This window comes from Stagnihabitans sp. (assembly GCF_964946895.1).
This window is the reverse complement of record NZ_CBBQHX010000077.1, coordinates 1-8,797: the sequence shown is the minus strand read 5'-3', so window position 1 is coordinate 8,797 and position 8,797 is coordinate 1. Positions and strand designations below refer to the sequence as shown.

The 8,797-nt window shown below is 63.1% G+C and carries 9 protein-coding genes and 1 pseudogene; all 10 read right to left on the bottom strand.

Features of this window, described 5'->3' with window-relative positions; all coding sequences use genetic code 11:
* Nucleotides 1–977, bottom strand: a 977-nt coding sequence (gene traN, locus AC1Y2B_RS23020) for a conjugal transfer protein TraN (RefSeq protein WP_482255463.1), incomplete at its 3' end; no start/stop codon positions are given.
* The gene (gene trbC, locus AC1Y2B_RS23015; RefSeq protein WP_482255462.1) at nt 974–1,741 is read right to left on the bottom strand and encodes a type-F conjugative transfer system pilin assembly protein TrbC; all 768 of its coding nucleotides are present in this window, start codon (nt 1,739–1,741) and stop codon (nt 974–976) included. The genes trbC and traN, both read right to left, overlap by 4 nt.
* Nucleotides 1,726–2,712 (bottom strand): TraU family protein, encoded by a 987-nt coding sequence (locus AC1Y2B_RS23010; RefSeq protein WP_482255461.1) that lies wholly within the window; start codon nt 2,710–2,712, stop codon nt 1,726–1,728. Before AC1Y2B_RS23010 ends, trbC begins: the two co-directional genes overlap by 16 nt.
* Entirely contained in the window at nt 2,709–3,365 is a 657-nt protein-coding gene (gene traW / locus AC1Y2B_RS23005) for a type-F conjugative transfer system protein TraW (RefSeq protein WP_482255460.1), read from the bottom strand. Before traW ends, AC1Y2B_RS23010 begins: the two co-directional genes overlap by 4 nt.
* The gene (locus AC1Y2B_RS23000) at nt 3,344–3,871 is read right to left on the bottom strand and encodes a S26 family signal peptidase (RefSeq protein WP_482255459.1); all 528 of its coding nucleotides are present in this window, start codon (nt 3,869–3,871) and stop codon (nt 3,344–3,346) included. Before AC1Y2B_RS23000 ends, traW begins: the two co-directional genes overlap by 22 nt.
* Complete coding sequence (locus AC1Y2B_RS22995; protein WP_482255458.1) at nt 3,868–4,347, bottom strand: TrbI F-type domain-containing protein; 480 nt, start codon at nt 4,345–4,347, stop codon at nt 3,868–3,870. Before AC1Y2B_RS22995 ends, AC1Y2B_RS23000 begins: the two co-directional genes overlap by 4 nt.
* Nucleotides 4,344–6,818 carry a TraC family protein gene (locus AC1Y2B_RS22990; RefSeq protein WP_482255457.1) on the bottom strand — a complete coding sequence of 825 codons (2,475 nt, stop codon included), beginning with the start codon at nt 6,816–6,818 and terminating at the stop codon, nt 4,344–4,346. The genes AC1Y2B_RS22995 and AC1Y2B_RS22990 overlap by 4 nt, the downstream gene beginning before the upstream one ends.
* A complete protein-coding gene (locus AC1Y2B_RS22985; RefSeq protein ID WP_482255456.1) occupies nt 6,815–7,264 on the bottom strand; it encodes a TraV family lipoprotein in 450 nt (149 codons plus the stop codon). Before AC1Y2B_RS22985 ends, AC1Y2B_RS22990 begins: the two co-directional genes overlap by 4 nt.
* Nucleotides 7,261–8,571, bottom strand: coding sequence for a TraB/TrbI/VirB10 family type IV secretion system protein (locus AC1Y2B_RS22980; protein ID WP_482255455.1), 1,311 nt, complete (start codon nt 8,569–8,571; stop codon nt 7,261–7,263). The genes AC1Y2B_RS22985 and AC1Y2B_RS22980 overlap by 4 nt, the downstream gene beginning before the upstream one ends.
* Nucleotides 8,568–8,797 (bottom strand): annotated as a pseudogene (locus tag AC1Y2B_RS22975) (type-F conjugative transfer system secretin TraK); the annotation flags it as partial. The pseudogene AC1Y2B_RS22975 and the gene AC1Y2B_RS22980, both read right to left, overlap by 4 nt.

The window sequence follows — 8,797 nt, the reverse complement described above, 5'->3', positions numbered from 1 at the left end:
GCATCGGAGCGCGCCACGCAATCGCTCTGGATCTTGTGGCAACTCTGGTCGGCTTCAAAGACACCGCAGGTCGTCTGAGACCCGGTCGCCTGACAGGTCACGGGCTTTTCCCAGGCCCAGCAGGCGCGGGTGACGGGAACGCCGTTGATAATGCGGGTCTCTGGCCCGGCGGTACAGGTGGCTTCTCCCGCCGCACAGCTTGCCCCGACCGTGTCGCAGGACCCGAGTTTGGTCTCTGCAATCTCGGTCGTGGTCTCGCCTAGCTGCCGCGCCGGAGCGAGATCGCCCGTTGCGTCGGTACAGTCAAAAGTCTTGCGGGTGGCAAGACAGCTGCCGTCAGTGCCAAGGTTCAGACAGGTGCCGCCCGTCTCGTGGCAGGACTGATGGGCCGCGAGCGCTGCGCATTCATGGGTATTGCCAGCCTCGTCGCATTCGTAGCGGCTCGTTCTTTTGACCGCGACATCGAGAGCCAATTGGCATGTGCTGGTCGTGGTGGCCACAACCCGCTGGCAGGAGCGTTCGACCGTGCCGGCACTCTGCAGACCCTCGAGCGTGCAGCCTTCGCCTTGGTTTCCACTGGCACTGAACAGACCACCGGCGATAGCATCGGCCTCGGTCAGGGCACCGTCGGCGCGTTGTAGTCCGGGGTCGGTTGTAGCGATGTCGCGCCTTGGATTGATCGTTGTGGCGGTGGCCTCAGAGTGAAGGGCGCCCGCTTCGGTCGATGACCCAGCTGCGCGAAGCCGTGCTGCGCCCTCTATGGTGGTTCCCGTGATCGCGGATTCCGGCGGAGCATCCGTAGCAAAGGGAGTCACGGTCTTGCCTACCGTCTCATCGGAGAAGACCGAACTTCCGGGTGCGAGGACCAGCGGCGCTGCCGCCTCGCGGCCCGCCTTCGCAGCATCCGTCATCGGGTCGGCAAAGGCACCAACCGCGCAGAGGCAGATAATCGAGGCCAGCACCCAAACCAATTTCATGGTGCAGCACCCACGACAGTGGCCTTGTCCTGTGCCGCTTCGGCCAGGAGTGCCGCAGCGGTAGAAGCCGCATCCCCCTGCCCTGCCGCCACAAGATTGAGCGCAGTTTCGAGCGGGATATTGCCCGACAGCCGGTCATGCGCTGGCAGCGGGTCCTGAAGGCAGTCTTCCGTCTCGCAGGTCGCCAGAGGTTCGGCTAGCACGACATAGACCGGCACGGCACTCACGTGAAACCGACTGAAGAGCGTTGGGTCGATGGCAAAGCCTTTCGGCGTCTCGCCGTCGCCAAGTGCCGCCCTCAGGACATCGCCCGTCTTGAAGACGGAGTTCTCAAGGAACCCCCGGAACACGACCACGGCATGAAGACGGTCGGCATCGAGAAGCACCTGGCGCAGGGAGGGACCGGGCATGGCGAGGCTGGCAAAGACCAGAACACGTGCCTCGCCATAGCCCGGTTTGTCGTCGCCCTCGACTTGGGCGTCAGACGTGATCCCGAGCAACTCGCGCAACCTCGGGTCGTTCATAGCGTGGCCCTCGATGGCCTTCAGGCTGTCTGCCAGAGAGCCAAGATCCTGTGGCGCCGCCGTCTTGAGACTATCCTTCAGGGCCTCGGCGTCTTTCGTGGCCCGGTCCATCAGGCCGGTCACATCGACGCCGATCGAACCTGTGGCCCCTGGTGCAAATTTGGTCGCCGGCTCTTCCGCCAAGGCCAAACTGGACATGAGGTGCAGGGCAACGCCCGCCTTCATCATAGCGCGCAGCAATTGTGCTTCCTCCAGGTGAGCCAGCCGAAGCTTTCGCCCTTGAACGGATATTCCCGGCCGGAATCGACGAACTGGGTCGAGGAACCCAATGGTCCGCAGGCATAGCGCCCGGAGGTCTTGGCCTTGGGGCGGGTGATCTGAAACCGGTATTGCGACTTGGGCAGGATAGGGGCCGGTTTGGGCTGGCAGAGCGCGCCCGATCCGGAGGTGCGACGGGCCAGACCGAAGCGGTGCATCCGCGCCAGAAGTTTGGCCGCCACAGTTTCCGATGCTTGGACCCCGCCATAGTGCTCGTTGGCATCCCCGGTCATCGGATAGAGCCCGCCCTGACAGCCGTTGCACCAGAAGAGCTTGTCATTGCCGAGACCACCCGAGGACGCCGCCACGCAATCTGCGGCACAGGCGGCTTGTGCCACCGGATTGGCGAAGAGCACGGCTTCGGGATTGATCAGGGTGGCCAGTTCCGGATCCTGCCAGAGCGGATCGAACTCGCTCATATAGGCGACATCGAAGGTGGAACTTTCGAGGCAAAGCCCGTCGATCAGCGTGCCGAGCCACGAGAGAAGCGGATAGTAATAGTAGTGCGCCTGCCAGCGGGAACCCCCTGAGCCGACATCATCAACCGTGACGGCATCCTTGCCCAAGGCAAAGAGGCCCATGTTCATCTTGAATCCGAGGTTCACAAAGCAGCCCGCCTCGTCGGCGATATCGGTCAGCCGCACCGGCTCCCAGAGGCCGATAGAAAAACCGACGCGCGGGGGAATGCCGCCACAGATGCAGAAGGGCGAACCCGGGTTTGGCGTGTCGGGCCGGGATCCGAAGAGCGAGATCGAGCCGATGGAGATCGGAAAGATGCAATCGAAACAAACTTCGGTCAGCGGATTGAGGAACTTCGCGTTGCATTTGGCGATGGCAATGTCGGTCAGGCCGAGGAATGCCAAGGCAACGGCGAGGATAAGACGGGCGATCATGGTGCCGGTGCCTCCGGTGAGGCGTCCTGAAGCGGCAGCGCCACTTCATCGATCCGCATGGCGGGATCGGCGCGGGTGACCCGGGAGGGGAGACGGGCGATCTGGAAGCGATTGGACAGAATGCCGGACTGGTCAAACCAGAAGCGACGTCCCCAGGTCTTGCTCAGATCCAGCGGTGCGCCTTGGGTCAGGACGATGAGGCTGTCCAGCTCATCGCCCTGTTTTACGGCCCAAGCGACCTGATCCGGATCGTCGCCGTCGATGAAGAGGATGGTCTTGTCAAAGCCAGACCAGGCCAAAGGGTTCACGACCGTGCCTGCGGCTGCAAAGATCACGCCATTCTGATCGGCCAGATCGTGATCGACCCGGATCGACAGATCGATGGTGAAGCTCCGGTCCTCCGTCGCGCGCGGCAGGACCAGACCCTTGGGGCGCTTGGCATATTCGCGCGCCTTGTCTTGCATCTCTGCGGTCAGCCGCTCCATGCCGCCATCGGCGATCATCGCGCTGATCTTGCCTTTGATCAGGGCCAGAAGGTCGGGCTCCGCAATCGGAAAGACCTCGCCGAAGTTGCCAAGGTCGCGTGCCGATGCTGACGCTGTGGCCCCCAGTCCAAGGGCAAGGCTCAGAGTCACGATTCTTGTCCAAGCCATCGGGCCACCTCCTGCCAGGAGGGGAACCCGGGAAAGGGAAGACCGACCGCTTGGACATCCGCCATGCGAACAAGACCGAAGGGCTGATAGCGGCTATCGAGCGAGTTCGACGCTTCACCAAAGATGGCCAGCATGCCGTCGGGGACCGTGCCCGAGGGCAGAAGCTCAGCAAAGGGCTTTCCGTCCCGCACCTCGGCAGCATAGCAGGTACCCGCCACACAGACCTGATTGCCGAAGTTGCGGATCGGATCGCCCGGAAGGCCGCCCACTTTCTTCACGATGGAATAGCCGTCCAGCCGGTCGCCGAAGATCGCGGGCGGTGGAACGGCCACCACCGCGCCGTGCCAGAAGACCTTCGGCCAATGCCATTGCAGATAGGCCGTCTCAGGCAAGCTTTCCGAGCCGTTGAGCGTCAGTTGCAGATCCGCGAGACCGGCATAGCCCAAGACTACCACCAACGATCCCAGCCCGATGAAAGGCCAGCGGAACCTGGCGAGCCCGCTCACTTCATACCTCGCAGAGCACTTTGCGTCAGAAGGTCAGTCACATCGGTGACATCGCCCGCCAGAACCGCCGAGGACGACAGCACCACGGTCCCGGTCTTGGCCCCATAGCGCAGCATTTCTTTCAGGAGAGCGCCATGAAACCGCGTGACAGCATCACCGAAGGCCTGTTCATCGAGATCGGATATCCCGGGCGAGCGCACAAACGTCTCTGCCGCACGGTCGGCATCCAGCATCACCAAAGGCTTGGCGCCTTGGTGGTGGCTTGGGCTCAGGGCTGTCACCAGGGCCAGTGTGGCCGCCATGCTGATGATGCCCGTCACTGCCAGTTCCAGAAACCGCTGCAGCTTCTGAGGGGCGGGCGCCGCGGAAGCAGAACCCGGGAGGGAAGAGGGGGGAGTTGCGGTCAGTGCCAGATCCATCTCAGCTGTCGCAGCCGCATCGCCTTTGGTCCCGGCAAGGTTTGTCAGGTCATTCATTTCGCATTCCCTTCTTCCGCCACGCGGCGGATCGCATCGACCATTGAGAGTCCGGCTTCCTGACGGAGCCGCCGGATCCGCTCGACCGTCTCACCTCGGCTAGAAAACATCGCCAGGGAGAAGGGATCGAGCAGAAGGCGCCCGAAGACCCAACCCTCCGGCCCCTTGATCGCCATTTCGGAATAGAGCCCCTGTATCGGGGCGATGGACTTCAGTTGGTGCAGCATGCCGGAGGTGACAGCGAGGCGCTTCTCGGAAGCCAGAAGGTCCAGCGTCTCGGGCTTTTGCGCCATGACCACGGTCCAGTCCGAGTTTTCGAGGCACACCCGGGCGGCGGCGTTTTCTTCATAGTCACGAAAGCTCTGCGTACCCGTGATCAGCGCCGCATTGTATTTGCGCGCCCGCCGCACCAGAGCTTCGATGAAACGCGCCGTGGCTTCGGTTTTGAGAAGATCCCAGGCCTCGTCGATGACAAGCGCCACCGGGATATCGCGGGCCGTTTTGTACATGAGCTCGGAGGACAGAAACATCACGATCTGCAAGACCACATCCTGCAGGATGCGCTGCCCCTTGATCCGGCTCAGTTCCACCACCGTGAAATCCGCCCCGAGCGAAATCGTGGCCGCACCTTTGAGATAGGCCGCATAGACCCCTTCCCCGACAAAGGGCGCCATTTTCGTCAGCACATCGGCCATCCGTGGATCGGCAGCATGCGCCTGCAGAAGCTCATGCACGTCGCCCACTTCCCCTTCCCGGCCCTTCATGTCCCAGACCTTAGCCACCGCCTCGGCGATATGGCTTTCCTCGAGTTCCTGCACGCGACCCTGGCTCGTCCTGCCCAAGGCGGCCATAGAAGCCACGATCCGGGTCAGAAGCTCGATGGCTTCGGCGCGGTATTCCGGGGCGGCCATCGCCTCTTCGGAAAGCATCGAGAAGGGATTGAGCCGGATCGTCCAGTCCGCTTCAAAGTCGACGAAGGTTCCGCCGAAAAGTTCAACCGTGTTGCGGAAGGAATAGCCGTCATCGATCACCACGATCTTGCCGCCCCTTGCATAGATCGAGGCCACGAATTCCTGCATGAAGACCGATTTGCCGGCGCCGGATTTGCCGAGCACAGCCACGTTAAAGTTGCCGCTCGAGCGGAAATTGTCCCAGTCGAAGATGCCGCCCTGGCGCCCCAACAGCAGAACCCCTTTCCCCTCCCCTGCCCCAAGCCATTCGCCATGGATTGGGGCGAAGGCGACCGCGGCTTCAGCCTTCAAAAGTCGCATGCGCTGCAGCTTCCGGAGGTCGGTCATCCGGTTGCCTGAAGCCGTGAAGGGCAGCGAGGACAGAAACAGCGGCAATTGCAGATAGGTGTCATCCCCAAGAGTGAGGCCCGCAAAGCGGTAAATCTTGGCCAGTTCCGCCAGAGCAGTTTTTGCCTCGGCGTCACCACCCTTTGCATAGGCCGAGATCAGGAAGACGCATTCCAAAAGTCGCTCATTGCCCTCGACCTGCGCCACCAGCCCGTCGAACTCGGCCTTCTTCTCGGCAAGGTTCGAGGCCCATTTGGCGAATTCCGTGCCCATTGTATGCATCAGACCGGCACGCTGGCGGTTCAGGAAAGCGAGCGTCTTGTCCTTGGGTCGAAGCCGCATGACGAGTGAGGTCAACACCGGCCCGATCGGGCGATGGGCGGCGTTGTCGGGCACACCGTTCAGCACTGCACCGAAAGCTGCGGACCATTCCTTCGGGAACCGGGTCACCGAAGCCGAGGCCACCGACAATTCCGGCTCCCCCTGAAACCCAAGGGAAGCGCGACGCACCTTGAGACCCGCGCCCGGGAGTTGGTGGTTCAGGAACTGGTCCGGCATGTAATCCGGCCAGCCGCGTGAACCGGCGTGGAGGATTTCGGCGATGAGTTTCAGGAACTCTTTCGGGGTGATCTTGCGCACCCCGTCTTCACCGCCAAACCCTGCCACCAGGGCACGGCGGAATTCCAGAAGCTCGCGCTCTGCGGTCAGATCGGCGCTGCCATCGATCCAGACCGCGAGGAAGACCCGGCGGATATGCGGGATGGCCTTCACCCCATGATCGGTGCCGAAGCGCGCGCTGCGGAGGTGCTTCATGCGCGATCCGGCCATTTCGCGGACGAGATCGCCGTGCCGGAAGCGGTGTTGCGCCCAGTTGAGCAAGGGCTCGTCGATGTCATGCGAGGTCCAGTTCAGGATCTGGATTGTCGCCTCGCGCGGGGCGCGGGACTGGATGATCGAGGTCAGAGTCGGTGTCAGATCGGTGGTGCCAACTTGCGGCGTCACCTCGAAAATGAAGCCCGTGGAGTCCACATTCACGAAGAGCTCGGACTTCGCCTCGTAAAGCCGCCAGGGCAGCAGGTCCGAAACAACGTCCTGCGCCAGGATCTGCGGCGCCCCCTCGCTCCAATCCGGATCATCGAAGAGGCTGGCGAAAAGGCCATTCAATGCCTTCATGGCCGATCACCCCAGGCAGCGGGCAGGATCAGGAAATGCACGAAGGTCGCCTCATAGAGCGTTTCGCCCTCGGCGTGGGGGGCGATCCAGAGCGTACCGACCTTTTCCGGCAGGCGGTAGGAGGCGGCGTCATAGGCAAAGCCGCCATCGCCCATCGGGGCGGTTGGGCTGGCTTTTCCAGCCTTGCCGCTTGCCAACGGCGATTGCGTCAGCCCGTCGGCGAGCGTGTCCTCTCCCCGTTCCTGTACCGGTTGACCTGCGGCCCCTACCCCATCAGCCGAGGCTATGGTCGTGCAGGGTGATCCCATCTGGGCGGGGCAAAGGAAGTCCCGCTCGGTGTTGGAGGAAGCGCAGGCGCCCAGCGTCAGAGCCAGGCAAAGGGCAAGGGTCGGGCGCAGCATCGAGGCCAAGCCCGATGCTTTTGGGCCGCAAAGCAGCGGTGTCATCGCAAATCCACTCCATCAAGGAAGACCACTTCGACCGAGGTGCCGCCGTAGAGGGACACCACCGGCTGATATTGTTCGGCGCGCTGGATGTAATATTGCGCCAGCGTATTGGCGGCGCCGGAGATTCCACCACCCAGAGCCCCTGCCGCCGAGGCTCCGGCAATCGAGGTCACCGTTGAATCGAGACCGCTGGACCCGGTGACCGACTGCGCCGAACTGGAGGCGGTCTGTCCGATACCCTGAAGGACACCTGCGATTGCCGCGTTGCGCACCAAAGTGCCCTCGCGCGAGACAACCTTGCCCCGCACTCCGGCCTTGCCAGAGCCCACGACGATCCCCGCCACCGGGACTTCCAGAACTTCGCCGCGATGGTTGAGGCAGGTGAGCGTGGTCAGACGGACATACACCCGCTCAGAGGAAAGATCGGCGGCGGCAGAGCCCACGACGGTACAGCCGGTCAAGTCCACCCGACTGCCCGGACCAGAACCCGCTGCCGCCGTGGTGACAGGGCCGGTCAGGCGGAGCAGCACCGGAACAGGATTCTCCTGCGACTTCACGCCTGCCGAAGCATCGACACCCGCGATCACCATGGCCGGGGCATAGCTGCCGGCCGGCACATAGCTCTCGAGCTTGCGCACATGGGATTCCTGAGCGGCGCCAGTCGTCACGGACCCGTCTGTAGGATCACCGCCATTCGCAGCACCCGCTTGGGCCGGTCCCGTAATGCCACCGTTGGCGTCCCGCGCACCCACTGACGCCGTCAAGGTAAAGCTGGTCCCAAACCCGTCAGAAGTGGCCGCTGCCCCTGAGGCCGCACCCTCCTTCCCGGCACTTTCTGACCCAAGCCCGGTGAGGCCTCCCGCCCCGTTCTGGACCGCCGACACAAAATCCTGCCCCAAGCCGGCATCCTGTGCCGCGGCATTGGGATCGGCCGCCGGATCGCCGCCCTTCAGCGTGTTGATGTCCTGCTGCTGGCGCAGGAGCGCGTCGTCATATTGCGCCGTCAGGTCCGCAATTTGCTTGGCCTGATCTTCCTTCAGGGCCGTGACGGACGAGGTCAGTTCCGTAACCTGGGTTGTCAGTCTCTCGATTTCGGCTTTGCTTTGAGAAATCCAACTGAGTTCCGGGCTCGCCGAGGAGGTAACATCGGCGATGATGGTCGGATCGATTGCGGGGCTGTCACTCGTGCCGACCAGATTGGCCTCGGAGGCATTCATCACCCAGCCGAGGATGCCGAGCAGGGCGACCCCACCGACCCCGGCCAGACCCATGATCTTCCATTGCTGTGCCTTGCGCGGATCGCTCATCGGGCGGCCTCGACAATTAGCACCCAGGCACGCTCATTGGGCGCGAGGGTGGATTTCTCAACCCAGACGGCGAGAAGATGCGAGCCTTGGAAATCCTGCGGTCGGACATAGCGACCGCTGGAGCCACCGCTTGCGACCAGAATGCGGGCGCGGAAGGCCCCTGCCCTATCGCTTGCCACGATGGCACCATGGCCAAGACGTGGCGCCGGTTTGCGGCCGATATGTT